This window comes from Macrococcus sp. PK (assembly GCF_022501545.1).
Taxonomy (GTDB): domain Bacteria; phylum Bacillota; class Bacilli; order Staphylococcales; family Staphylococcaceae; genus Macrococcoides; species Macrococcoides epidermidis.
The window spans coordinates 16,176-40,503 of sequence record NZ_JAEPRF010000018.1 but is presented as its reverse complement, the minus strand read 5'-3'; the positions used below and the strand labels follow the sequence as shown (position 1 = coordinate 40,503).

The window sequence follows — 24,328 nt, the reverse complement described above, 5'->3', positions numbered from 1 at the left end:
ATGATTCACGTGAAACATCTTACAAAATCATTTAAACAAGGTGATACTGAAGTAACAGTATTAAAAGATATCAATTTTGAAGTCGCACCAGGTGAAATCGTATGTCTATATGGTCCATCTGGTTCCGGGAAAAGTACACTACTCACGATTATTGGTGCATTACTTAAACCAACGCGTGGTGATGTACTGATTGAGAATAAATCAATAACTACATTGAAACAGCATGAACTTACACAACTTCGTTTAAGTGAAATAGGCTTTATCTTTCAAGCCTCACATCTTGTTCCATTCTTAAAAGTGAAAGAACAATTGATGCACGTAGCGCTTGAAAATAAAATGGATAAAAAAACAGCAAGTAAACGTGCTGATGAATTACTCAACACTTTCGGTCTTGGACATCGTACAAAACAATATCCTAAAAATTTATCGGGTGGAGAAAAACAACGTGTTGCCATTGCACGAGCCTTCATGAATGAACCTTCATTAATACTTGCTGACGAACCTACAGCAAGTCTTGACTTTGAACGTGCAACACAAGTCATTGAAGCGATTCGTGAACGTGTAAAAGCACAACAAAGTGCATGTATCATCATCACTCACGATGATCGTATTTTTAAATATGCCGATCATCTTTATCGTTTAGAAGGCGGAAAGATGGTAAAAGAAAGATAAATATAAACATAATAAACCAAAGACATATTAACGTCTTTGGTTTATTATTATGGGAGAATTTCTTATTTTTCTTTAATGTGTAACTTCTGAAGTTGCGATACCCGTCACTGACTTGACCTGAACTTCCTTAAATTTCTCTTCTGTATCTGCCTTACCTAAAAATGTACCTAGGAATGCTGCAATAAAACCTGCTGGAACAGAAATAATCGCAGGATTAGCAAGCGGGAAAATAGGATCCATATTTATAAAACCTGTTCCTGCCGGGTTCATAACATTCGGACTTAAAATCACTAATATAATAGATGTCAAAAGTCCTACAACGATTCCTGCTATAGCACCTTGCGTATTAAATCTCTTCCAGAATATCGTATAAACAATTACCGGTAAGTTTGCACTCGCTGCTACACAGAATGCCAATGATACTAAGAAAGCAACGTTCATATTTTGTGCAAATAACGCTAATACAATTGAAAGAATAGAAACTGCTAATGAGGCAATCTTTGCTGCACTCATTTGTTCTTTCTCACTAATGTTACCCTTCTTAATAATCTCACCATAAATATCATGTGCAAATGCAGAAGCTCCTGATAACACAAGACCTGCAACAACTGCTAAAATCGTTGCAAATGCTACAGCACAGACAAATGACATGAGCAAATCTCCACCAAGTTTATCTGCAAGTAACGGTGCAGCCATATTTCCAGCAGGATTCGCTTTTATAATTTCCTCACGAGATAAAAGACTAGCAGCACCAAAACCTAAAAATATCGTTAAAATATAAAAAATACCGATAATCCAAGTTGCCCACATTACAGAGCTTCTTGCTGTTTTAGCATCACTCACCGTAAAGAAACGCATTAATATATGTGGTAACCCTGCCGTTCCAAATAACAGGGCAATAATCAGCGAAATATTATCAAGAGGTGATTTACCTTGGGAACCTGGATTAATATATTCTCCTTTAAAGTCAGCTGATTTAATATTTTTCATCTGACCAAACATTTCAGCAATGCTGAAATTAAAGTATTTTAATACTAGAAAAGAAATGATGAGCGTTCCAACCATTAGAAGAATCGCTTTAACCATTTGAACCCAGCTTGTTGCTGTCATCCCCCCAAACAATACATAAACCGTCATCATAATGCCAACAATAATAACCGCCCAAGTATATGGAATATTAAATAACAGTTGAATTAATGCACCTGCTCCAACAAGCTGTGCTAACATATAGAATATTACTATCGTGATTGATGAAACTGCAGCCATCGCACGCACTTTTTTTAATTCAAAACGTGCTGCGATCATATCTGCTAAAGTATATTTCCCTAAATTTCTTAATGGTTCAGCAACGATGTATAATACAATTAAATATGCCGTTAAATAGCCAATACTATAGAAGAAGCCATCGAATCCCCAAAGTGCGATAGCTCCCGCAATACCTAGAAATGATGCTGCCGATAAATAATCTCCTGCAATCGCTAAACCATTTTGCCAGCCTGTTAAACCTCCACCCGCTGTATAAAAATCTTCAGCAGAATTCGTTCTTTTTGAAGCAAAATATGTAATAAGTAGCGTTAAACTTACAAAAAATAAAAACATAATAATGACCGTCATATTCATGAGCGAGACCCCCTTTTATACTCATTAATGATTCGCTCACTTGCGGCATCGAACTGCTTCGCTTTACGCATATAAATTGTGACTAATGTCCAGACCATCACAAATAATAAGAATGCATAAATCCAGGCCCATGAAATATTCCAGAAAGCAATATTATTCAAAATTGTCGTATAACCAGTCAGAATCGGAAAGAGCAATGTCGCAACGATAAAGAACAACGTAATCGGAAAAATAAACTTTTTTCTCGCTGCAACTAAATCATTGAAATCTTTCGATGCTGCAATTTTGTTATAATCCTGTTGATTCATGAAATCATCTCCCCTTTATGTCGTGTAAAAATTCCTCCCAAGTTTCATTTTATTAATTTGTCAGAATATTGTCAATTTTTAAAATAAAATAACCGTTGATATATTAATCAACGGCTTTATAAGAATATTTAATGGATAACAAAGCTAAAACAATAAATATACTCCCTACAATCATTAAAGCATTGTAAGGTAAATGCCAGGCAATGATAAGACCACCTATTGCTGCTCCGAGTGCCATTCCAAATTGTGTAGATGACGTACTAAATGTTTGATTAAAACCTGCATTTGTATCTGAAATTTGAATTAAGCGCATTTGTGTCGGTGCATTCATCGACCATCCAGTTAGGCCTAACAACATGACATTGATACTTAATGTCCATACATTATACTGTGTCACAATAAAAGCAAGTAAAACAAAGATATAAACTGTCATTAACATCGTTAATGTCTTTTTAACACCTAGTTTCTCTATAAATATACTTCCTAAACCACTTCCGACTATACCACTTACACCGTACAGTAAATACAGCAGACTTACCATAGATGCTTGTAAGCCTAACTGATTAAAGTAAGGGGTTAAATACATATACAAAATGCTTTGACCCACAAAAAATAAGAACGATTGCATATGTGTAAATAGTATTCGATGATCTTTCAAAGCGCCCCACTGACTAAAAAATGACGTCGCTTCTTTTCCTGGAATACTCGGAAAAAATAAAATTACTAAAATTAAAATAATTAAAGATAGAGTGGCCGCAAACAAAAAGATCATCTGCCAATTGAATCGTTCTGTAATTAATATACCGAGTGGAATTCCTAACACGAGTGAACCACTTATACTCATCATTATCATACTAATCGCTTTCGTTTGAAAACTTTGAGAAACTACATTGACCGATAATGATAACCCGAGGCCAATTAACATTGAAACACATATCGCAAGAATAACCCTGGATATTAGTAGCATCGTAAAACTTATGCTTAACGCACTCAATACATTCCCAAAAATAAATAATATGATGAAACCAATCAGTAGCTTTTTTCTATTGAACGCTGCTGTTGACGACATCAATATCGGTCCTGCAAGCGCAAAAAATAACGCAAAAATTGTTATCAAATTACCTGCCATCGGAATTGATACATGATAATCTTTCGCAATATAAGGCAATATACCTGAGACCACTAGCTCGGTAAGACCTGCAAGAAATGTAAGCATTGCCAGTATTAATAGATTCTTATTCATATTTATCCTCCAAAAAAATAGCACCTTCCAAATGGAAGGCGCTGCAAGTTGCCAACAAAATTAATTGTCACCTATTTAGTTCATTATATCAATTTATTATATTCTGTAAATACTAACAGCGTACATATTTACGTTTGAAACCAATCCTATTTTTCTCAATCGCTTTCTCAATCGTCTCTAATGGTTTCACTTCGCCAGTTGGTTTGTGCTCTCGATTAAATGGTACGGCACCAACTGACTTTGCAACTGTTGTTGCTTTATCATGTAAATCTACATATGAAATTGCTACACATTGAATAAAGTTACCTATCCCTACTTTCGTTCTATCAGGAGCAGTATGAATTTCTTTCTCAGCGCGATCTAGCATCTTACTTAACTTTTCGGTATCAAATGTATCATCTTTCTTATGTCCAAGTAACCAGCTATAGCAGTTCCAGCCGGCACTCATCTTTAAATCCTCTCCAGAATCAATCCATTTATCCGCAATTTGCTGCGCAATATCTGCTTCTGAGAGCGTTACTGCTACAACATAATCAGATAACATATAAAAGTATGCGCCCTCAATCCATCGCTCATAATCTTCTTCTGTCATAGCATTGGGATCTGCAATTACACCTGCGAAATACATTGCATCATAGTTACCAGTCGCATATAGCTTATCTGCAAGCTCCTGATCTTTCTTGATTATTTTACGCATTGGCTTCATTGCACCCGTTGCTACACCGAATAAAGGTTCTTTTGCGCCATTGCCCATATATATTTTCTTCATACGTTCTTTGCCAAGAGATTCAAGTTCTGCCATTACTTCTTCAAACGTCATTTTTCCATCTCCCTGTTACTCGTAGTATAATGAATATTACATTTATTATACTGATTACTATGGAGGTACTCCAATGATAAAAGTAAAAAATCCAGATCCCATATTTTTAGAAGGAAATGAGCACGCGATACTTCTTCTTCATACATTTACCGGAACAGTTAGAGACGTTAAACAACTGGGCTACCATCTACACGAGCAAGGATACACGGTGCTTATCCCATCCTATCCAGGGCACGGATTGCCTATCCAGGATTTTGTGAAATATGATATCGATAACTGGTGGCAAACAGTTGAAGATAGCTTTTTAAAATTAAAGGAACAATATAATAATATCTCTATAATTGGTGTCTCTTTAGGCGGTCTATTTTCACTTAAGCTCGCAGAAAAATACGATGTTAATCAAATTATCGTGATGAGTGTTCCGATGAAAAAAGATCCTGAAGGTATAAAATACCGTTTGAAACAATTTGCACCGAGAATGCACAAAGTCATTTCTTCTGAGCCTTTTCCTGAATCAAATTATCAGCTTATCGATAATTACACAGGTGCCAGTAAGTTTGTTGATTATATTAAAGATATAATGAACAACTTAAATAAAATCAATAGTTCGACAATCATACTGTATGGTGATCGGGATGATACGAGCTATCATGACAGCGCTCAATTTATTTACAACAGTATTCAGTCCAAAAAATTTATTGATCATTATGCTAATGCCGGCCATTTAATGACAGTAAGTAAGGATAAAGAAAAACTTTATACAGATATATTGCATTTTTTAAGGCAGGATATTTAATATCCTGCTTTTTACATAGATTTATATTCTGTTTCAAGTGCATCGGCCAACATTTGGATTGCTATTAAAATCAACACGACAAATGTACAAGGTACCATAAATGTCCACCATGAAGAATACAACTCTGGCATATGAAACCCTAATAATGTCGTAAGCTCTGGCATAATAAGTGTAAAATCATTGCCTAAACATGCTTCAAAACCATCGCATGTCTTCGTTCCTCCAAAGAAAATACGAAAAAATGAAATATGGCTGAGTACCATTAATGCTTGATATAACATGCGGACAAAGATAATCAATAATCTATTCTTAATATTGGGATAAACATGACGTATTAATTTTTGTGTCTTGCTGGCACCAATTACGGTTGCAGCATCCATGTATTCTGTATTCAATATTTGTTTCACCTGATCTCTAACGACTACCATTGTCGTTGGTACCATCACAAGTGCAATCACGACTAACATATACCCTATTCTAAACGGCATATCATAGCTAAACTTACCTTTTATTGCTGTCAGTACCGGAAATAACAACATATATGTAACGATTGCCTGCGGTATAAAATAATATGCATTCAAAAATCCATCTGTAACAATATCTGCTGTTCCTTTACGAAAAGCGAGATAACTTCCCAGAATAACAGCAATGATAAATGAAATAAGAACAATACCAATGACAAAGATAAACGTGATGCGGTATCCATGCCAGCTCTCCATAAATATTGACGCGCCGAAGCGATCAGTACCGAACCAATTGACAACGCCAGGTGGCACTGGATTTTTTATTTCACTTGTCATCACGTTAAATTTATATACTTTTACTTTGTTCTGAAGCATATCAAAGTAAAAGACACTTGTTATAAAAGGTAAGATGAGGATAATCAATGCCAGCCATATCTTAAATAACTTCCTCATAACTTCACCCCCGTTCTAAATTCAACGAGTTTCTGAATGATAAATAACGCGATATATATCGGAACAAACATTAGTACCAATATCGTCATCAACATTATGGGGGCGTGATAATAATATAAGAATTGTGTAGCGCCAAAATAACCTAATATGACTTCCATAATTAATAGACTGGATAGCGTCATCCAGACGACCTGCTTAAAATTGATGTAAAATGTTATCCATACATTTGACAAGACATGCTTGTGCAGAATTTCAAATTCATTGAGTCCTTTTGCGCATGCGAGTACTACATAATCTTTATCCAGTTCCTCAGTAATCACCTGATCCAAAATTTTATATAACTGGACAAATGGAATTACAGACAGCATGATTGCTGGAAATACAATCGCTTCCTGTTCCCCGTAACTTGCTACTTCCATTATTAATATACCTGTTTGCTGATAAAAAAAGATAATAAAGATAATGACACAAGGAATATAAAAGATATCCGGTAAATAACCTAAAATTTTTACGAATCGCTTCATTATGTAATCAATTAACTTAAATCTTTTAGCTATAACAACACATAATATACTTAAAATAGTACCGAGCATTATACTTAAAAATAAAATAAGCATTGAATTTCGCCATGGTCTAAAGATAAAAGATAAAAACGGATGTTCTATGTAACTACCTGGTGTCTTAAAAGTGACTGTATCGATATGCATTAACTGTTTAATAAATTGGGGGAAAGCCTCAAAAAAATGAGATAAATCAAATTTAAAATTCTGATTAAAAAGTAAAATAAAGGCACTCAATAGAAAAAAATTAAATAATACTAATATTACTTTTACTCCATTCACAAATATTTTATTCAATAGCGTGGCACTCCTCTCTGAATATTAAACACAAAAAAGACAGCAATGGCTGTCTTTAATGCTTAATGTACTTTTTCATCAAAGTGTTCTTTTCTTAAACGTTCCGGATAATCTACTGTCCAGAATGTCGCATTCGGTAGTTCGTTTGGATCTGGTTGATATATCGCATATTTCCCTGACCCTTTCTCTTTCTTCTGTCTCTCAAAATCCTTAAGCGCACGTAATGCAGGTTTGTGCAGAATCCATATTGCGATAATATTACACCACGCCATTAATCCTACACCAAGATCACCCATTGCCCACGCAACGTCTGCTGTTTTTATTGCACCGTAGAATGTTGCACCAACAATAATTAAACGTGTGACGTTAATTAAAAACTTATTTAAAGATACACTACCATTTTTCGTCAAATAAGATACATTGGTTTCTGCGATATATGCATATGCTAATATGGTAGTAAATGCAAAGAAGAACAGTGCAATGGCAACGAAATATGAACCAATACCCGAATATGCCGGGTCAAATTGATAACCACTTCCATGGAATGCTTTATCAATACCCGCTTGAACATACATTGCTGTTCCAGAGTAGTCCTTCTCTCCATCAGCATTTAGTGCATATACACCGCCATCGTTAATTAAGTTCGGCATATCACCCTTCATCGCGCCGTCCGTTGTATTGAATGTACCTGATAATAAAATAATTAATGCTGTTGCAGTACATACAAACAACGTATCAACATATACCGAGAAAGCTTGAACTAAACCTTGTTTAGCAGGGTGTGATACTTCTGCTGCTGCTGCCGGATGAGGCCCTGTACCTTGACCAGCTTCATTAGAATAAAGTCCACGTTTAACACCGATTTCAATCATTGCACCAAGTATCCCACCAAACGCTGATTCCATATTGAATGCTGACTTGAATATTAATGCAAATAAACCAGGGACTTTATCAATATTAAGAACAATAATAACAACCGCTAATAAAATATATAAGATTGCCATAAAAGGGACTACTGCAGTCGCTACAGATGCAATCCAGCGAACGCCTCCAAAAATAATCAATGCTAAAATCACTACAAGCGCTATACCGATAATCCATCCTTCGAATCCAAAAGCATTCTTCATAGAACTTGCAATGGCGTTAGATTGAATACCAGGTAATAATAATGCTGTTGATACTATTGCCAGTATTGCGAATAATATCGCATAACCTTTCGCAAATCTGCCTTTCATTCCTGCTTCAATATAATATGCGGGACCCCCACGATACTCACCGTTAATCTCTCTCTTATAAATTTGAGCTAGTGTAGATTCGATGAATGCTGAACTCGCACCCAAAAACGCAGTCATCCACATCCAGAATACAGCTCCCGGGCCACCGATATAAATTGCTGTTGAAACACCGACTATATTACCCGTCCCTACACGCCCAGCAAGCGATAAAGCAATTGCCTGGAAACTAGAAATTCCTGTAGGTGACTTCTCCCCTTGAAACATCAGTCGGATCATCTCTTTTAAATGCCTGACTTGAAAGAACTTCATCATTAATGAAAATGAAATCCCTGTAATTAACAACCCATACACTAACGGTTTACTCCACACAATATCATTTAGAAAACTCACAATACCTTCCATAACTACACCCCTTTAATGTATTAACGAGAAATACTTACTTCTATATTATATAGTCACATATTACATGTTGCAATAGTATTTATTGATTATTCTGAATATTTAATTAAATATTCATTCTAAAACATTGCGATTTAGGGGTTCAATGATTAATAAATAATCATTTCCAATGAATAAATAAGCGATAATCGATATAATAGTATAAAATACCAATACTGATGGAGGTTGCATATGAACATTTTAATTACAGGCGGTACAGGACTAGTAGGTTCAGCTCTTATAAACACTATTCAGCAAAAATATAAACATGCGCATATTTATATTACAACGAGAAGCGATAAACAAAGCTCGAATGGCATCAGCTATATCAGCTGGAAAAAAGATGATTGGTATAAGGCAGTACCACAATTAGATTTAGTAGTTAATCTGGCTGGGGCATCTTTAAATAACAGATGGACGAAAGAACATAAAGAAGCGATCATCAAAAGTCGTATTGAAAGTACTGAAAAGCTTATTCCGTTATTTGAATCTCTCATCAAGAAACCTTTCTTTATATCAGCAAGTGCGGTAGGTTATTATCCCGCTTCTAAATCTTTAACTTATAACGAAACCAATGCATTCTCACCGTTTGATTTCTTATCAAAGACTATTTATCTATGGGAACAAGCAGCTCGAAAAATTGAAGCTTTAGGTGTAGAAACAGCAATCTGCAGATTTGGAGTAGTTTTTTCTAACCAAGGTGGGGCATTACCTTTGATGATAAAGCCTTATCAATACTTTGCAGGTGGTAATATTGGTGATGGACAGCAGCCATACAGCTGGATTCATATCGATGATCTTGCAGAAAGTATACTTTATATTTATGACAAACAATTAACAGGTATATTTAATATGACTGCTCCTCAACCTGTGACACAACAACAGCTCGGAACAACCATTGCGCGTGTTATACACCGACCACACTGGACGAAAGTACCCAACAAAGTAATGGACATTGTACTAGGAGAGCAATCCGTAATGGTTACAAAAGGACAAAGCGTATTACCTGATCATCTATTGCAGGCCGGATATACATTTAAATATCCTACAGTTCAGTTAGCTCTGGAGCAGTTGTACGGTGAATAAAGAAGGAAAGAAAGCAGTTGAAAAGCTGTGGCGAAAAGAAAAGTATAAAGTGATGTACTATAACCAGAATCAATATAACTTTATTCGTCAACTGATGCGTGAACAACTGGATGATATACACATATTAGAACAAATTATTGATGAAACATGTCGCATGACACCAACGCGAGGCTCGAAGTTAAATAGCTATCAGCATATGTGGGGATATTTCAAAAAAATTGCTACTGAAGATGAAAAATCACAATATCGAACATTTATTCAAAACTTTGATAATAAAGAATCAGAACTTCATACATTACTTAAGCAGCTTGCTGAAAAATATGATGTACAATATTTAAAAAACAGCAGCATCTTATTTTAAAGATGCCGCTGTTTTATTTTATATTAAATTGCTGTTTTAATAAATTTACATCCTTTGTCCAGAAGTAGCGAATATGATTTGCCTGGTACGCGACCTGAATTAAACCATTCGTCATCCAGGTAGATAGTAAATCAAAAGGCACACCCATTGCATGAATCTCTTCATCTGTCACAAAATCTTTGTGCATAATATCCCTCTTTATTTGTATGAATTAATTCATATTTTTAACTACAATGCAGTTAAAGTCAATATTATAAAGATAATTTATTTTACTGTTTAACAGCGCTATATCCACCTTTAATATTAATAATATCGTTATATCCTAATCGATGTAACACACTCACTGCTATCGCACTTCTGACACCTGATTGACAATGAACATAAATTCTTTCCTCTTTTTTAAATGGTATTTCCTCTTTTTCTAATTTACCAAAATGGACATGTTTTGCATTATCAAAATGTGATTCTTGCCATTCCTGATTGTTGCGTACATCCAAAATATTAATTTGTGTTTGATCGATTGATTTGAAATGTTGTGGTTCAATTTGTTGCATTGATCCACCAGTCACATTTTTAACGTAACCAGTCACATTATCAAATCCTATTAATTTTAAATCATTTGCTGCGTTCTGCACGTCTTCGAACGAACCGATTAACTGAATCGGTGTTTCGTAGTCCAGATACCATCCTACAAATCCTAAAAATTTGCTGTTATACGGCACGTTAATACCTTCACTTAAATTATCTAAGAAAATTTCTTTCGCCCTTAAATCAATGCTCTTTATACCGTCAAATAAATTTTGTAGTGGTGGTACTATGGCATTATCAATTAATGCTACACCATCACGATTCATATGTTTCATTTCTTTGAAATAATATGGTGGTTCTGGTTGTTCACTTGTTAATGTTTTAATGAAAGTTGCTTCATCTTTAATTTGAAATGCCCAGCTCTTTTCACGTTCATATCCTAAAGTTGTTACTGGAACTGCACCAAGTGACTTACCACAGGCACTGCCTGCACCATGTCCTGGCCATATTTGAATATAATCTGGTAATGCATCCATCTTTTTAAGCGATTCAAACATTGCTTTTGCGCCGATATCAGTAGTATCTTTTATGCCGGCTGCTTCTTCTAATAAATCCGGACGACCGACATCTCCTACGAAGATAAAGTCTCCAGTAAAGAGTCCCATCGGTACTTCTGTTGCATTATCAAACAACAGAAAACTAATACTTTCAGGCGTATGTCCTGGTGTATGGATTACTTTAAGTTTTACATTGCCGACATTAATAATATCGTCTTCTTTTAGTAATTGATAATCTCCATTAATATGCTGATATGACCAGTCATCTCCACCTAATCCAGAGACAAATGCTTTAGCATCTAACGTTTCATTCGCTTCTCTTAATCCAGATGCGAAATCTGCATGAATATGTGTTTCAGTGACTTTATTAATTGTCAGCCCTTCTTGCTCTGCAGCTTCAATATAAGGTGTAAGATCTCTCAGGGGATCGATGATGATTGCTTCTCCTGTTTTTTGACAACCTACTAAGTAAGACATTTGTGCTAATTGCTGATTAAAAAATGATTTAAAATACATTCTTTTCCCTCCATTATCAATTAAATAAATAAGTTTAAGTTTGCTTTTTCAGTATCACCTAAATATGTTGCTACTCCACCATATTCAACACCTTCAATTAACTCTTCACGTGTTACAGCCATAATATCCATACTCATCGTGCATGCTACCATCTTGATTCCCATACTTTGTGCTTTATTAATCATTACTTCTAACGAATCCACTTTCTTCTTATTCATTACGTGTTTAATCATTCGAGACCCCATACCACCCATATTCATTTTAGAAATAGGTAATTTTCCAGCATGCTTTGGCATCATTTGACTAAACATTTTATCCAATCCTTGTTTATCTACTTTTATTCCAGGACGTTTGATGACGTTTAAACCCCAGAATGTAAAGAACATCGTCACTTCTTTACCCATCGAAGCAGCACCTGTTGCGATAATAAATGACGCTAATGCTTTATCTAAATCTCCGCTAAATACTACCATCGTAGCACCATTCTTTGTTTCAACTAATTGGTGTCCATTACTATCGTTCATCACATTTACAGGTATACTTTGACCTTTTTGAATAACTGCAACGACTTTACTTCCTTCTGTTTCATTTTTAATAACCGTATGACCAGTCACTTTAGCCCAAGATTCAATATCCTGACAGAAACCAAAGTCAGTAACGTGTATTTCTAGTTGTTCACCATCCTGCATATCATCTAAATTTTCTTTTACTTTTAATATTGGACCTGGACATTGCAATCCACTTGCCTCTACAAATCTTCTATCTTCTCTTAATGTCATTGGTTCTACCTCTCCACTTTGTTCTGTATCATTTATTTTTTCTTCAACATGTTTATTTATATTCGTATCATTCTTAACCTGATTGAATTTTGATGCTATTTTTGTTTGCGACAAGTAGTTCTGTTTATATAATTTATAGCCACCATCTAAATTAATAACATCATAGCCTTCATTTTTTAAGATGCGTGCTGCATTATATCCACGTTGTCCAACCTGACAATAAATAACCACCGGTGCTGTTTTATCTATTTCTGTTAAACGTGTTCTCAATTCGCCAAGTGGTATATTTTTAGAGCCTTCAATGTGTCCCATTTCATGTTCAATCGGTTCTCTCACATCAATGATTTGATATTTTGTGTCGTCAATCTCACGCACCTGCATCATCTTCATTTCATCTTCTAATACGTTTTGTGCAATATAACCTGCCATATTTACAGGATCTTTAGCAGAAGAGAACGGTGGTGCGTATGCAATTTCAATGCGCTGTAAATCTGTAACTTTCTGTCCAAATGTAATTGCACTTGCAATCAGATCAATACGTTTATCTACGCCTTTACGTCCAACGATTTGTGCACCGTAAATCTCACCTTCAGTTGAAAATAATACTTTAATTGTCATTGGCGTCGCACCTGGATAATAACTCGCATTAGATTGACCAGAAACATGGATGACATGATATTGCTTTCCTAAAGTTTTTAAAGTTTTTTCATTTAATCCTGTACTCGCAACATTTAAATCAAATACTTTCGCAATTGCAGTACCAATGGGGTTAAATTTCTCTACTGCTTTACCATTTAAGTGATCTGCAAGTAATCTACCTTGTCGATTAGCAATCCAGGCAAATGGAATGTGAACCTCTTGTTCACTAATTGCATGTGTAACTTCAGCAACATCACCAATGGCATAGATCGATGCATCTGAAGTTTGGAATACATCGTTTGTCTTAATCGCATTTTTTACACCTAAGTCTAGTCCAGCTTCTTCAGCTAGTGTAGATTCCGGCAATACACCAATAGCCATCATCACAATATCGGCATTGACAATATCTCCATTACTTGATTGCACAGTTTGTTCATTTATCTTCTCAATTGATTGGTTTAATCGTAAATCCACACCTTTATTAATCATATGGTTATGCACTTCCATTGCCATATCCATATCAATCCCTGGCATGACCTGATCACCTAATTCAAATAAAGCAACATCTAAGTCTAATGCTTTCAAGTTTTCAGCCATCTCTAAACCAATGAATCCTCCACCTACAACAGCTGCTGACTTTACATCATTCTTCTGGACATATGAAATAATATTATCCATATCAGGTATATTTCTTAACGAGAAGACATGTTCAAGATCACTTCCCCCTATAGGAACTCGTATAGGTTTCGCACCTGTTGAAAGTATTAATACATCGTATGCAATTTCACTATGTTGTCCATCTGCCTCAATCGAAATTGCCTTGTTTTCTCTATCAATCGCAACAACATTTGTATCTGTTAAAACATTAATATTCATTCTGCTTTCCATGAGTTCTGGTGTCTGAATTAACAATTTACTTCTATCTTTTATTTCATTTCCAATATGATATGGCAAGCCACAATTAGCAAATGAAACGTAACTACCTCTCTCAATTAATGTAATTTCATCTTGTTCATTTAATCTTCTTAATCGTGCCGCTGCAGACGCTCCACCTGCAACGCCACCAACAATTACTATCTTTCTACTCATTTATTGTTCCTCCTCAATTTAAATACCTATAGGGGTATATTAAACCATATATATCAGCATGTCAAATACCCTACCCCCTATTTTTAATATTTGACAAAAATACCCCATTAGGTATATAGTAATAGACATTACAAAACAGAAAGAGGTTATATAATGGAATACGATAAAAGTGCGATGAACAGACTTAAACGCATACAAGGCCAGTTAAATGGTGTTATTAAAATGATGGAAGAAGGAAAAGATTGCAGAGACGTCGTGATGCAGCTTAGTGCTTCTCGTAGTGGGATTGAACGCTTAATTGGAGTAATTGTCAGTGAGAATTTAACAGAATGCGTTAAAGAAAGTGTTAAAAATAATGAAGATACAGATGAACTTGTAAAACAAGCTGTTAATCTGTTAATAAAAAGTAGGTAATTAATATGACAAACTATCAAACAATTAATGTCGAAACATTAAAATCACTATTAGACCATAAAAAAATCAATCTCATCGATGTGAGAGAAGTTTATGAATATGAAGCGAATCACATTCCCAAAGCAGTTAATATACCCCTATCAGTATTAGCAGAAAATACTGATCAGTTCAATAAAAATGAACACTATCACATCATTTGCAGATCAGGTAACCGAAGTGGGCAAGCTTGTCAGTATTTAAGTGGTTTAGGGATAAAAACGACTAATGTAGATGGTGGCATGCTAGATTGGGAAGCTTTATAGTGGCATTTATATTATTTGCTGTTATTGGAGCTCTCGGTGCATTCCTTTCAGGGCTTATTGGTATAGGTGGTGCGATTATTATGTATCCGATACTATTATTTATTCCACCATTATTTAATATCGATATGACACCAACGACTGCAGCAGGCCTCACTGCCGCTCAGGTATTCTTTAGTACATTAAGTGGTAGTATTAGCCAAAGAAAGAACGAAAACCTTAATTTTTCTATTATTATACCAATGAGTATCGGTATTCTTTTAGGAAGTATTACAGGTGCATATGTGGCATCTATATTCGATGAAAATATCATCAATATCGTGTATACATTTCTCGCTATTGTAGCGGTTATCCTTATGTTTATTAAAGTGAAACCAAATGAAAAGGACGCAAAGTATCATAAAATAGCATTATTTATTGTCGCTGCAGTAATAGGAATATTATCAGGTATTGTAGGTGCTGGGGGCGCATTCTTAATCGTTCCAATCCTACTTACCTTCTTTAAAGCACCTTTTAGCGTTGTAGTTGCCAACAGTATCATCGTTGCTTTCGTATCGTCAATCGGAACATTTATGACGAAATTTATTACAGGCAGTATAAATTTGGAGTATGCATTACCATTAATTATCGCCAGTTTAATATTTGCTCCATTTGGAACGAAAGCATCTAAAAATACAAATCAATCTATATTAAGATTGATACTTACGACTTTAATCATCATCGCCGCAATTAAGATGATAATAGATATAATATAAAAGAGAGCCCCAAGGCTCTCTTTTATTTTTTACACCGTCCATGACATTGGATTCGGATTTCTATTCAGTTGTTTCACATTACTCTTAGGTAAATTTTCACGTTTAACGACTTTCGGTGTCATACCACTATTAATCCTTTTATATAACTTCGGATCCATATGATTCGTTCTAAAGCTTTTGAACACTCTATGCGTTATTTCTTCACATGTCGGGCAAGTATCTGCCTGCAAGTTACTGCTCATCGTCTTCCATACTTCATATTCTCCACACGTTGTACAATTAAATGTATACTTCGGCATTATTCATCCAGCTTCGGAATAATGTTATTTGTGAATATTTCTTTTAATACGAATCATCTCATCTTCTTTTAAATTAAAGAGATGCTCTTTTTTAAATTCATCGATATTTATATCGTATTTTTTATCAACCTTATACGGAATTCCTTCCGCACTTAGTGCATGAGCTATTTCAACAACAATAAAATCAACATCCAAATGATTTGATATATAATCGTATAATACCTCATAGACTTTTTCAAGCTCATTATGACTTGCATTATAATATAATTCATATTGAATAAAACATTTTGAACCAATAAACGTCTCATTTGTTTGTATTCTGTATTTATTCAAATAGTCATTTTCAATATTAATATTAGATGAAATATAATAATAATAAGTCATAATTTCTCCTATATGTCTGTTATCAATTTGTATTTAGCGCTTATGTGCTTTCTCCGACAATTGTTGCTCCAATATTTCAATTCTTTTCTCCAGTTCTTTCTTTTTAAGTGCTTCTAATTCAAACTTATTATTTGTTTTCTTTCTTTGATTATCAATCATCATTCTAATCGAAAAACCAATTTTAATCGCAATAAGAAATAAGAAAAAATAAAAAACAATAAGCCAAAATGTTTCCATATTTTTCACCACCAAATCACTTTTTATTTGTCATCTTCTATCATTATACCTACATATAATTTTTCTTTTTCTAAATGAAATGTGATATCTGAATTTGCGATTTCTTTTTTATATTTAGTAATATTAAAAGAATAATCTTTACCATCATATGACTGTAGCATATTAATTATTTTTTTATTTTGTGCGTACTTTTCTTTTTCCCCTGCCATACCTGTTGCTATAATTTTATAATTATTATCTTTTTTTATTATATGGAAAGGTGCAATTGTAAATTTGTCTTCTTTTTCTTTATATTGTTCAAAAGTCATTATTGCAGGAATTACTTTATCCTTTTCTGTTTGTTTTGTTTGTTTCACATAAAATTTATATGAATTAATTTCGACTTCTTTACTAATAGATTTACCAAATGCATCTGCTGCTTCATTTATACTGTTAAATTCTTTATCCTTCAACTCTTCAGGAGTTGTTGCAAAATATCCACGAATATTAGGATAGTCATTTTTATTTAATTGCCATGTATAATAAGATCCTATGCCAATAATTAATACAACCATACATATAATTGGCCAAAATATTTTTTTATTCATTCGACTCAGCTCCTTTAGTTGTATAAGTATATACTACTCCATTTTTTCCTATTTTAACCTTAAATTTAACTTAAAGTTTATTAGAAAGATAAAATACAGATAATAAAAAGCCCTATGTATATAGGACTTATCAATTAGAGATCCGTATTTTTCTCTGATAATACTTTATCTTTTTCGACTAACTCTTTTTCTAATAATGCAATACGTTTTTTTAATTCTTCTTTTTGAAGATTTTCTAATTCTACTCTACTTTGTACCTTCATCGAAGAATTTTTTATCAATCTTCTAATTGCTAATCCAATTGTAATTGCCAACCAAATAATAAATAAATAATAAGCTATTACCCATATTATTCCCATTTCCATTTTATAACACATCCTTTTCTATAATATATCCTCTAATTGTAAAATATTCAATAATTTTATCAAAGAAAAAACCAAGTGGTTATCCACTTGGTTTGAATTGTTATCCTAACTGATCCAGCAGTATCGACGTTATCACACCAAATGCTGTCATTAGTCCGACAAGTCCGCCGCCTTCTTCATATGCTTCCGGCATCATTGTTGATCCAATCATCGTAATAATCCCACCTGCTGCAAAGCTTGAGATAATTGAAATCACACCTAAACTTGCATTGTCTAAGAAGACATATCCGAATAACGCACTTAGTCCTGCAACGATTGTTACGACAGCAAATAGGAATATAATCTTTCCTTTTGATTGTCCGCTTTTTAACATCCCTGTCGTACTTGATAATCCTTCGGGTATGTTACTGATAAATATTGCGATAAGGAGTAATAGACTAACACCTTTCCCACCGATCAAACTCATCCCAAGCATCATCGATTCGGGTATCGCATCCATCACTGTCCCGATAAATATACCGAGTCCTGAATCATTTTGATTAGATGATTCTTCTTTCACTAATTCATGCTGATTTGAACGCTTTCTGTGTTTACCACCGTGATGCGCAATGACCGCTTCTAAGATTGTAAACGTTAATGCGCCTGCGATAAAGCCGATCACTGTATTGATGATATGACTTTTCTCCATCGCATCCTGCAGCAGTTCAAATGTTGCTGCTCCTATTAATATCCCTACACCAAACGCCATAATAAATCCTAATACTTTTCTAGGTATCTTTATGACCATACTCACAATCGCTCCTAATAATACTGCAAATCCCGATACTGCGCCCCAAAAGAATGCACTGCCCATTGTATCACCTTTTTCTATGTATAATACATTGTTTTACCCATTTTCTATTGTAATAAATGTATTGTGATGAGATTTTTATATTTATTTCTATCTTATTTCTATTTTATTTTTCTCCATAAGAAAAAGACCCCGTAAGGTCTTTTGCTCTAGTCTATTGTAAGTCCTTCACCAACAAATGTCTGATATGCTTCATACATTCTTCCTGGTACACCGCTTTCAGCACTGTTATAACGATTGAAGTTCTTATCATTCACTACTTCTTTGATCATCTCAATCGTGTCATCACTTCTCGGGTCTTCAATCTTCTTCCCTGTCGTTTCTTCAGCAATCACAAATAATCTTACTAAATATCTCGTATATGAATCATCTTTATCGAGTGTAATCTCTAATTCTTCTGTTAGTTCTTTACTCGTCTCCACAAAACATCTGAAATCTTCAAAGAAGTCTCCAAATCTTATCAATACATGCCGATAATGTTCATCTGATAGCTTCATATATCTGAATGCCAATTGCTTAACCACCCTTAATTTTTAGTCAATTCTAGTGTATCACTTTTGTAAGCGCTTGAAAATGTCGAATTTATTTATCGTGATAATACTTATGCTTCGTCTATGCCATGTGCTGCTCTAATTCCACTAAATATACATCCACCAAGGAAAGTGCCTTCAAGTGCACCGTATCCGTGTACGCCGCCGCCTCCAAATCCTGCGACTTCTCCTGCTGCATATAATCCATGGATTGGTGTATCTTCCTGACTGATAACCTGACTGTTTAAGTCGGTTTGTATTCCGCCTAACGTCTTACGGCTGATAATATGCAGTTTAACAGCAATTAATCTTTTAGATTCAAGCATTTTATGTGGTTTAGCGGTTCTAATCAGCTTGTCACCAAGAAACTTTCGTGCGCCGTGAATAAATGTCACTTGTGGATCTTTACTGAACGGGTTATCGAGTTGCAGGTCTCGTTCTATAATCTGTGTCTTAATGTGATCTGCATCTAGTAATTCACTGCCTGCTAATGCGTTCATCTTACGTACAAGGTCGTGAATATTCTCTGCGACGATAAAGTCTTCTCCTTTTTCTTTAAATGCTTCAACGGGTCCTGTCGCATTTGCTGAAAGGCGTTCTTTTAATAGTAGCTTAATGTCTTTTTCAGTGAGATCCGGATTTTGTTCAGAGCCTGATAAGACGAATTCTTTCTTTAGGATATCTTCTGTTAAGATAAACCATGAATAGTCATATCCTGTCTTACAGATGGTTTCCAGTGTATGTAAAGTATCAAAGCCCGGATAGTCTGGTGCTGTCAGGCGATTGCCTAATGCATCAAACCATAATGATGATGGTCCGGGAATGATTCTAATCCCATGATTATTCCAGATCGGTGTATGGTTGATAATGCCTTCAGTATAGTGCCACATGCGGTCTTTATTCACGAGTTTCACGCCTGCTGTTTCACTGATGCCTAACATCTTACCATCTGTCGAGTCCGGTACACCTTGTATCATCGTCTCCGGTGCTTTGCCAAGTCGGCGTGGCCAGTTTTTCTTAATCAGTTCGTGATTTGCTCCGATACCACCTGTCGTAATAATGAGGTATGGTGTTTCTAGTTTAAAGTTGTCAATGATTTCACGGTTCGATGGTTCACCACGTTCAGCATGACTTGGCTTTAGAATTTTTCCTGCTATAGAAGTGATGGTGTTGTCTTGTATGTTTAACTGTGTCACTTGATGGCGCTCTAAAAAGCGAAAATTGCCTTTCTGTTCTTCAGCTAATACGTAGTTCACAAATGGTTCAATCAGACCTGGTCCAGTTCCCCATGTAATGTGGAAACGTGGTACTGAATTACCGTGTCCAGATGCACTAAATCCACCACGTTCTGCCCATCCTAAAATCGGTGTCAGTTTAATCCCCATACTTTCTAGATATGCTTCTTTTTCAAATGCTGCAAATTTAATATATGCTTCCGCCCATTGTTTCGCCCAGTAATCTTCTGTATCTAATCGGTCAAATTGTGCTGTATTTAACCAGTCACGTTGTGCAAGTTCGTAACTGTCTTTAACACCCAGTCTTCTCTGTACTTTTGAATTAACTAAGAATAATCCTCCGAAACTCCAGAATGCTTGTCCACCGATTGCTGTCTTCGGTTCCTGATCGATCATCGTCACGTGATGTCCATTTTTCAATAGTTCTGTTGCAGCAACTAATCCTGAAAGTCCTGCACCAATAATTGTTACCTCTTTTTTCATGATCAATTCCTTCTTTCTTTAGACAGTCTTAATATGATTATAAACGAAAAAGACAAAGCATGATTGTTCACGCTTTGTCTAAATCATATTTTATTGATTCCATAGATCGATCAATGATTGAATAGACATAAATCCTGCACCGATTGTAGCAAGTACTGCAATCACACCTAAAATGAGTAACCACGTTGGATGTTTATAATCTCCAACGATACGTTTATTTTTAGATGCAAAGAGAATTGCAGTTAATGTAATCGGTAAGATTAATCCGTTAAATGCACCTGCTAGTACTAATAATTTCACTGGTTTACCTACAAGTAAAAAGACGATTGTAGAGAATACGATAAATGAAATTACGACGATATTATTGTGTTTCGTAAATACTGGATGGAATCCTTTTAAGAATGAAGCTGATGTATATGCTGCACCGATAACTGAAGTCAGTGCTGCAGCTAATAATACTAAACCAAAGATTTTAGGTCCGATTGGTCCTAAAGCATGCTGGAACGCAGAAGCGGGTGGGTTCGTTGGATCTAACTTCACACCAGTAGCTACAACACCTAACACTGCTAAGAATAAACAGAAACGCATTAATCCTGTCGTTAAGATACCTAAGTTTGCTGCACGCGATACGAATGGTAAATTCGCTTTACCAACCATACCGTCATCAATCAGACGGTGAGCTCCGGCAAACGTAATGTATCCACCAACAGTACCACCGACAATTGTTACAAGTGGCATTACAAGTCCTAATGGATTATCAGGCATTACCATCTTCGTTAAAGCTTCCCCATATGGCGGTTGAACTTTAATCATAACAAATGCTACTGTCAGTAACATTACTACACCTAGAATCTGTGTTACAACGTCCATCATCTTATTTGCACTTTTACTACTGAATATGATGATTGCAAGTATTCCTGTAATCACTGCACCAATTCTCACGTCAATACCAAGTAATGCATTGAAACCGAGTCCTGCTCCGGCAACGTTACCGATATTAAATGCTAGTCCTCCAAGTACGATAAGTATCGCGATAAAACTTCCTAATCCTTTAAATACTTCATTTGAAATATCTTGTCCACGTTTACCTGTTACGGTTAACACACGCCAAATATTTAACTGTGCGCCGATATCAATAATGATACTCAGTAAGATCGCAAAGGCAAAACTCGCCAGGAATTGTTCTGTAAAGATTGTCGTCTGTGTTAAGAAGGCAGGTCCAATTGCAGACGTTGCCATTAAGAAGATTGCGCCGAACAGTAATCTGCGCTGTGCAGCTGTCATTTTTGGTTTCTCGTTGTTCATAATAAGCCCCTTTTCTTTGTTAGATTGTAGTGATATCTATATTTTTTTGTAACAATGTATCACGAATTTGTTCAACAAAAGCTAATGCTTCTGGTCCATCCCCATGGACGCAAATTGAATCTGCCTGAATTGGTATTAACTTACCTGTTTCTGTCTTTACTTGTTGATCTATGATCATGCGCAATACATGTTCAACCGCTTCGTCTACATTATGAATCATCGCATTATTCGCTTTACGAGAAACAAGTGTGCCTTCATCTGTATAATTACGATCTGCAAATACTTCGTTAATCGCTGTTAAGCCATTTTCCTGTGCGACGCGTACTAAATTACCACCCGCAATACCCATCACCTTTAATTTCGGATCAAATTGCTTGATCGCATTCACGATAGCTTGCGCAAGCTTTTCATCATTAAAGGTTGCATTGTAAAGTGCACCGTGTGGTTTAACATGATTTAATTCTACTTGATGTTTATTACAGAATGCCTGTATTGCACCAAGCTGATACGTAACGAGGTTCTCAACTTCGTCATAGCTCATATCGACTTGTTTACGACCAAACCCCATGAGATCATTGTAACCAGGATGTGCACCGATGCCGGTATTATTTTCCTTACACAGTGCTACCGTACGATTTAATACATTGAAATCCCCTGCATGCATACCACATGCGATATTAGCAGAAGTAATTAAAGGTATAATCGCTTCATCATTGCCAATCGTGTAATTACCAAAGCTTTCTCCTAAGTCTGCATTTAAATCAATCTTCATCTTTAGCCCTCCAGGAAGTGATTTTTCTCTAAGAATTTAATATCGATAATATTTTCCTGATACCTTGGATGCTGCATAATACGATACTGATAATCAAGATTTGTCGGGAAGCCGGTAATCACCGTCTCATCAAGAATAGATAACATTCTGCGTATCGCTCTATCACGCGTCTTCTCAAATGTTATAAATTTACCGATCATTGAATCATAATACGGAGAAACCATACACTTTTGATATAAGAATGTATCGATTCTTACACCTGGTCCACTAGGTAAATTTAAATATTCTACTTTCCCCGGACTTGGTCTAAATCCGTGATCTGGATCTTCAGCGTTAATTCGACATTCGATACTAAAACCATTAATCTGAATCTCATCCTGCACAAGCTCGAACTTATCGTATAATGCGATATTAAGTTGTGCTTCGATAATATCGACGCCAGTCACCATTTCGGTTACCGTATGTTCTACTTGAACACGCGTATTCATCTCTAGGAAGTAATACTCTTTTGTTGACTCAACGTATAAGAATTCTAGCGTACCTGCACCACGATAATTAATATTTTTCGCTGCGTTGACGGCATCACGTGTCATGCGTTCTCTTACTTCATCCGGTACGATAGCAGCAGGCGCTTCTTCTACAAGCTTCTGATTGTTACGTTGAATAGAACAATCACGGTCGTAAAGATGTACTGCATCTCCTTTACCGTCACCAATGACCTGCACTTCAATATGTCTTGCAGTCTTAATAAATTTTTCTATGTAAACACGGTCGTCTCCAAATGCTTTCTTTGCTTCTGATTTAGCCGCATTAAATAAATTTTCGAAATCTTCCATACGGCTGACGATACGCATCCCTTTACCGCCACCACCAGCGACTGCTTTAATCACCATCGGTACGCCGATTTCCTGTGCTTTCACCGTCGCTTCAGCGAGTGTCGGTATTACATCTTTTGAACCAGGTATTACAGGTACACCAGCAGTGACCATCGTCTTACGCGCCTCAGCTTTATCACCCATCTTCTCGATTGTTTCAGGTGTAGGTCCGATGAATACTAAATCATGTTCAGCACATAGTCGTGCGAAATTAGCATTTTCAGCTAAGAAACCATAACCCGGATGTATCGCATCTGCACCTGTAATTTCAGCTGCAGCAATCACATTATTCATATTCAGATAACTTTCAGTTGAACTAGATGGACCGATACAAACTGCTTCATCTGCTAAAGTAACGTGTAAGCTATCCACATCTGTCGTAGAATAGACAGCAACCGTCTTAATGCCCATCTTCTTACATGTTCTAATAATTCGAATCGCAATTTCTCCTCGATTGGCAATCAATACTTTCTTCAA

28 protein-coding genes are annotated in these 24,328 nt (G+C 35.5%); 7 read left to right on the top strand and 21 right to left on the bottom strand.

The features are described from left to right. Nucleotides 1–672, top strand: a complete 672-nt coding sequence (locus JJJ02_RS11965) for an ABC transporter ATP-binding protein (RefSeq protein ID WP_239242136.1) — start codon at nt 1–3, stop codon at nt 670–672. 72 nt (nt 673–744) lie between these two features. On the opposite strand, the gene JJJ02_RS11960 is transcribed toward JJJ02_RS11965, so the two are convergent. The 4 genes from JJJ02_RS11960 to JJJ02_RS11945 form a co-directional block, all read right to left on the bottom strand. Beyond that, entirely contained in the window at nt 745–2,292 is a 1,548-nt protein-coding gene (locus JJJ02_RS11960) for a solute symporter family protein (protein ID WP_111716076.1), read from the bottom strand. Continuing rightward, nucleotides 2,289–2,600, bottom strand: coding sequence for a DUF485 domain-containing protein (locus tag JJJ02_RS11955; protein ID WP_111716075.1), 312 nt, complete (start codon nt 2,598–2,600; stop codon nt 2,289–2,291). The genes JJJ02_RS11960 and JJJ02_RS11955 overlap by 4 nt, the downstream gene beginning before the upstream one ends. A gap of 103 nt (nt 2,601–2,703) precedes the next feature. Further along, on the bottom strand, nt 2,704–3,843 hold the full coding sequence (locus JJJ02_RS11950; protein WP_239242138.1) for an MFS transporter: 1,140 nt from the start codon (nt 3,841–3,843) through the stop codon (nt 2,704–2,706). 112 nt (nt 3,844–3,955) lie between these two features. Further along, complete coding sequence (locus tag JJJ02_RS11945; RefSeq protein ID WP_239242139.1) at nt 3,956–4,663, bottom strand: DNA alkylation repair protein; 708 nt, start codon at nt 4,661–4,663, stop codon at nt 3,956–3,958. 73 nt (nt 4,664–4,736) lie between these two features. On the opposite strand from JJJ02_RS11945, the gene JJJ02_RS11940 reads away from it, so the two are divergent. After that, complete coding sequence (locus JJJ02_RS11940) at nt 4,737–5,459, top strand: alpha/beta hydrolase (protein WP_239242140.1); 723 nt, start codon at nt 4,737–4,739, stop codon at nt 5,457–5,459. An 11-nt stretch (nt 5,460–5,470) separates the two neighbouring features. Here the strand turns inward: JJJ02_RS11940 and JJJ02_RS11935 are convergent, their stop codons facing one another. From JJJ02_RS11935 to JJJ02_RS11925, 3 genes are all read right to left on the bottom strand, one after another. Next, entirely contained in the window at nt 5,471–6,376 is a 906-nt protein-coding gene (locus JJJ02_RS11935; protein WP_111716067.1) for an ABC transporter permease subunit, read from the bottom strand. Continuing rightward, nucleotides 6,373–7,083 (bottom strand): ABC transporter permease subunit, encoded by a 711-nt coding sequence (locus JJJ02_RS11930; protein WP_240838978.1) that lies wholly within the window; start codon nt 7,081–7,083, stop codon nt 6,373–6,375. Before JJJ02_RS11930 ends, JJJ02_RS11935 begins: the two co-directional genes overlap by 4 nt. A 212-nt stretch (nt 7,084–7,295) precedes the next feature. Next, entirely contained in the window at nt 7,296–8,870 is a 1,575-nt protein-coding gene (locus JJJ02_RS11925; protein WP_240838976.1) for an alanine/glycine:cation symporter family protein, read from the bottom strand. 228 nt (nt 8,871–9,098) lie between these two features. Here JJJ02_RS11925 and JJJ02_RS11920 point away from each other — a divergent pair, with 228 nt between their 5' ends. Together JJJ02_RS11920 and JJJ02_RS11915 are read left to right on the top strand one after the other, a co-directional pair. Beyond that, nucleotides 9,099–9,992: a TIGR01777 family oxidoreductase gene (locus tag JJJ02_RS11920; protein ID WP_240838974.1), complete on the top strand. Its 894-nt coding sequence runs from the start codon at nt 9,099–9,101 to the stop codon at nt 9,990–9,992. Continuing rightward, entirely contained in the window at nt 9,985–10,353 is a 369-nt protein-coding gene (locus tag JJJ02_RS11915) for a DUF1722 domain-containing protein (RefSeq protein WP_240838972.1), read from the top strand. Before JJJ02_RS11920 ends, JJJ02_RS11915 begins: the two co-directional genes overlap by 8 nt. A gap of 13 nt (nt 10,354–10,366) precedes the next feature. Here the strand turns inward: JJJ02_RS11915 and JJJ02_RS11910 are convergent, their stop codons facing one another. The 3 genes from JJJ02_RS11910 to JJJ02_RS11900 form a co-directional block, all read right to left on the bottom strand. After that, nucleotides 10,367–10,540: a hypothetical protein gene (locus tag JJJ02_RS11910; protein WP_170122511.1), complete on the bottom strand. Its 174-nt coding sequence runs from the start codon at nt 10,538–10,540 to the stop codon at nt 10,367–10,369. Between the two features lie 82 nt (nt 10,541–10,622). Next, nucleotides 10,623–11,954 carry an MBL fold metallo-hydrolase gene (locus tag JJJ02_RS11905; RefSeq protein WP_240839174.1) on the bottom strand — a complete coding sequence of 444 codons (1,332 nt, stop codon included), beginning with the start codon at nt 11,952–11,954 and terminating at the stop codon, nt 10,623–10,625. A 20-nt stretch (nt 11,955–11,974) separates the two neighbouring features. Beyond that, nucleotides 11,975–14,461 carry an FAD-dependent oxidoreductase gene (locus tag JJJ02_RS11900; protein ID WP_240836741.1) on the bottom strand — a complete coding sequence of 829 codons (2,487 nt, stop codon included), beginning with the start codon at nt 14,459–14,461 and terminating at the stop codon, nt 11,975–11,977. 153 nt (nt 14,462–14,614) lie between these two features. On the opposite strand from JJJ02_RS11900, the gene JJJ02_RS11895 reads away from it, so the two are divergent. Genes JJJ02_RS11895 through JJJ02_RS11885 form a run of 3 tightly spaced genes read left to right on the top strand, consistent with a single transcriptional unit; the run spans nt 14,615 to nt 15,929 of the window. Continuing rightward, the gene (locus JJJ02_RS11895; RefSeq protein WP_240836739.1) at nt 14,615–14,875 is read left to right on the top strand and encodes a metal-sensitive transcriptional regulator; all 261 of its coding nucleotides are present in this window, start codon (nt 14,615–14,617) and stop codon (nt 14,873–14,875) included. Between the two features lie 5 nt (nt 14,876–14,880). Next, entirely contained in the window at nt 14,881–15,177 is a 297-nt protein-coding gene (locus tag JJJ02_RS11890) for a rhodanese-like domain-containing protein (RefSeq protein ID WP_240836737.1), read from the top strand. Further along, nucleotides 15,177–15,929, top strand: coding sequence for a sulfite exporter TauE/SafE family protein (locus JJJ02_RS11885; protein WP_240836736.1), 753 nt, complete (start codon nt 15,177–15,179; stop codon nt 15,927–15,929). The genes JJJ02_RS11890 and JJJ02_RS11885 overlap by 1 nt, the downstream gene beginning before the upstream one ends. A gap of 29 nt (nt 15,930–15,958) precedes the next feature. On the opposite strand, the gene JJJ02_RS11880 is transcribed toward JJJ02_RS11885, so the two are convergent. The 11 genes from JJJ02_RS11880 to accC form a co-directional block, all read right to left on the bottom strand. Then, nucleotides 15,959–16,228: a zinc ribbon domain-containing protein gene (locus JJJ02_RS11880; protein WP_240836734.1), complete on the bottom strand. Its 270-nt coding sequence runs from the start codon at nt 16,226–16,228 to the stop codon at nt 15,959–15,961. Nucleotides 16,229–16,252: 24 nt separating this feature from the next. Then, nucleotides 16,253–16,612 carry a hypothetical protein gene (locus JJJ02_RS11875; RefSeq protein WP_240836732.1) on the bottom strand — a complete coding sequence of 120 codons (360 nt, stop codon included), beginning with the start codon at nt 16,610–16,612 and terminating at the stop codon, nt 16,253–16,255. A gap of 33 nt (nt 16,613–16,645) precedes the next feature. Then, entirely contained in the window at nt 16,646–16,858 is a 213-nt protein-coding gene (locus tag JJJ02_RS11870; RefSeq protein WP_396614711.1) for a hypothetical protein, read from the bottom strand. A 14-nt stretch (nt 16,859–16,872) separates the two neighbouring features. Next, nucleotides 16,873–17,436: a hypothetical protein gene (locus JJJ02_RS11865; RefSeq protein ID WP_240836728.1), complete on the bottom strand. Its 564-nt coding sequence runs from the start codon at nt 17,434–17,436 to the stop codon at nt 16,873–16,875. 134 nt (nt 17,437–17,570) lie between these two features. Beyond that, on the bottom strand, nt 17,571–17,801 hold the full coding sequence (locus JJJ02_RS11860) for a hypothetical protein (protein ID WP_240836727.1): 231 nt from the start codon (nt 17,799–17,801) through the stop codon (nt 17,571–17,573). Nucleotides 17,802–17,901: 100 nt separating this feature from the next. Next, a complete protein-coding gene (locus JJJ02_RS11855) occupies nt 17,902–18,654 on the bottom strand; it encodes a ZIP family metal transporter (RefSeq protein WP_096076036.1) in 753 nt (250 codons plus the stop codon). Between the two features lie 146 nt (nt 18,655–18,800). Continuing rightward, on the bottom strand, nt 18,801–19,163 hold the full coding sequence (locus JJJ02_RS11850; protein ID WP_099576767.1) for a hypothetical protein: 363 nt from the start codon (nt 19,161–19,163) through the stop codon (nt 18,801–18,803). A gap of 89 nt (nt 19,164–19,252) precedes the next feature. Beyond that, nucleotides 19,253–20,899: an FAD-binding dehydrogenase gene (locus JJJ02_RS11845; protein ID WP_240836725.1), complete on the bottom strand. Its 1,647-nt coding sequence runs from the start codon at nt 20,897–20,899 to the stop codon at nt 19,253–19,255. 90 nt (nt 20,900–20,989) lie between these two features. Then, nucleotides 20,990–22,204, bottom strand: a complete 1,215-nt coding sequence (locus tag JJJ02_RS11840; protein WP_240836723.1) for an NRAMP family divalent metal transporter — start codon at nt 22,202–22,204, stop codon at nt 20,990–20,992. Nucleotides 22,205–22,223: 19 nt separating this feature from the next. After that, nucleotides 22,224–22,976 (bottom strand): LamB/YcsF family protein, encoded by a 753-nt coding sequence (locus JJJ02_RS11835; protein ID WP_240836717.1) that lies wholly within the window; start codon nt 22,974–22,976, stop codon nt 22,224–22,226. Between the two features lie 2 nt (nt 22,977–22,978). Continuing rightward, the gene (accC, locus tag JJJ02_RS11830) at nt 22,979–24,328 is read right to left on the bottom strand and encodes an acetyl-CoA carboxylase biotin carboxylase subunit (RefSeq protein WP_111716372.1); all 1,350 of its coding nucleotides are present in this window, start codon (nt 24,326–24,328) and stop codon (nt 22,979–22,981) included.

Coding starts and splice junctions, on each gene's coding strand:
- JJJ02_RS11855 (WP_096076036.1), bottom strand. CDS start 18,654: ATGGGCAGTGCATTCTTTTGGGGCGCAGTATCGGGATTTGCAGTATTA.
- JJJ02_RS11960 (WP_111716076.1), bottom strand. CDS start 2,292: ATGAATATGACGGTCATTATTATGTTTTTATTTTTTGTAAGTTTAACG.
- JJJ02_RS11930 (WP_240838978.1), bottom strand. CDS start 7,083: ATGCATATCGATACAGTCACTTTTAAGACACCAGGTAGTTACATAGAA.
- JJJ02_RS11935 (WP_111716067.1), bottom strand. CDS start 6,376: ATGAGGAAGTTATTTAAGATATGGCTGGCATTGATTATCCTCATCTTA.
- JJJ02_RS11920 (WP_240838974.1), top strand. CDS start 9,099: ATGAACATTTTAATTACAGGCGGTACAGGACTAGTAGGTTCAGCTCTT.
- JJJ02_RS11890 (WP_240836737.1), top strand. CDS start 14,881: ATGACAAACTATCAAACAATTAATGTCGAAACATTAAAATCACTATTA.
- JJJ02_RS11840 (WP_240836723.1), bottom strand. CDS start 22,204: ATGAACAACGAGAAACCAAAAATGACAGCTGCACAGCGCAGATTACTG.
- JJJ02_RS11950 (WP_239242138.1), bottom strand. CDS start 3,843: ATGAATAAGAATCTATTAATACTGGCAATGCTTACATTTCTTGCAGGT.
- JJJ02_RS11835 (WP_240836717.1), bottom strand. CDS start 22,976: ATGAAGATTGATTTAAATGCAGACTTAGGAGAAAGCTTTGGTAATTAC.
- JJJ02_RS11955 (WP_111716075.1), bottom strand. CDS start 2,600: ATGAATCAACAGGATTATAACAAAATTGCAGCATCGAAAGATTTCAAT.
- JJJ02_RS11965 (WP_239242136.1), top strand. CDS start 1: ATGATTCACGTGAAACATCTTACAAAATCATTTAAACAAGGTGATACT.
- JJJ02_RS11910 (WP_170122511.1), bottom strand. CDS start 10,540: ATGCACAAAGATTTTGTGACAGATGAAGAGATTCATGCAATGGGTGTG.
- JJJ02_RS11945 (WP_239242139.1), bottom strand. CDS start 4,663: ATGACGTTTGAAGAAGTAATGGCAGAACTTGAATCTCTTGGCAAAGAA.
- JJJ02_RS11940 (WP_239242140.1), top strand. CDS start 4,737: ATGATAAAAGTAAAAAATCCAGATCCCATATTTTTAGAAGGAAATGAG.
- JJJ02_RS11905 (WP_240839174.1), bottom strand. CDS start 11,954: ATGTATTTTAAATCATTTTTTAATCAGCAATTAGCACAAATGTCTTAC.
- JJJ02_RS11860 (WP_240836727.1), bottom strand. CDS start 17,801: ATGGAAATGGGAATAATATGGGTAATAGCTTATTATTTATTTATTATT.
- JJJ02_RS11900 (WP_240836741.1), bottom strand. CDS start 14,461: ATGAGTAGAAAGATAGTAATTGTTGGTGGCGTTGCAGGTGGAGCGTCT.
- JJJ02_RS11925 (WP_240838976.1), bottom strand. CDS start 8,870: ATGGAAGGTATTGTGAGTTTTCTAAATGATATTGTGTGGAGTAAACCG.
- JJJ02_RS11895 (WP_240836739.1), top strand. CDS start 14,615: ATGGAATACGATAAAAGTGCGATGAACAGACTTAAACGCATACAAGGC.
- JJJ02_RS11875 (WP_240836732.1), bottom strand. CDS start 16,612: ATGACTTATTATTATTATATTTCATCTAATATTAATATTGAAAATGAC.
- JJJ02_RS11845 (WP_240836725.1), bottom strand. CDS start 20,899: ATGAAAAAAGAGGTAACAATTATTGGTGCAGGACTTTCAGGATTAGTT.
- JJJ02_RS11880 (WP_240836734.1), bottom strand. CDS start 16,228: ATGCCGAAGTATACATTTAATTGTACAACGTGTGGAGAATATGAAGTA.
- JJJ02_RS11865 (WP_240836728.1), bottom strand. CDS start 17,436: ATGAATAAAAAAATATTTTGGCCAATTATATGTATGGTTGTATTAATT.